Genomic DNA, 466 nt, shown 5'->3' on the forward strand with positions numbered 1-466 from the left:
GGTGGACACGGCCTGCGGGGGTCAGTCGACTGTCAGCCAACTGTTTACTGGTGCCGGCGCGCAGGTGCAGTTCGACCGGCTCGGGCGGAAGATCGTCGACACCGGCGGCGACGGCCTGTTCGTGGCGGCGACGCGCCGACGGCAGAGCGAGTGCCGCGAAGACGGCCAGGACGGCGACGCCCGCGCACACCCAGAAGCGTTGGACATCGCGGCGAACGCCAGGCCGATGCCCGCGCCGGTGAGCACCATGGAGAGCAGCACCTGCCAGCCAAGGGCACCGGGTAACCGGCCGTCGCGACGTACGCCATCACCTCCGCCGCCGGGGCGGTCTCCCCGCCCCGGCGGTAGCGGCGCAGCACCCGCGACTCGTCGAGCCCGAAGACATCGGCGTCGCGTTCCGAGGCGAGCAGCGCGTGATCGACCATGACAGACGACGCTGACAGTGGGGTGGGGCGGGGCGGGATAA

At 71.9% G+C, this 466-nt stretch carries 1 protein-coding gene; it reads right to left on the bottom strand.

Features of this window, described 5'->3' with window-relative positions:
* A partial coding sequence (locus KBX53_RS36775) for a hypothetical protein (protein WP_247676663.1) occupies positions 1–190 on the bottom strand: 190 nt, incomplete at its 3' end.
* Positions 191–466 lie beyond the last annotated feature (276 nt).

The sequence above is a fragment of the Micromonospora sp. M51 genome, from assembly GCF_018070305.1.
Lineage (GTDB): Bacteria > Actinomycetota > Actinomycetes > Mycobacteriales > Micromonosporaceae > Micromonospora > Micromonospora parva.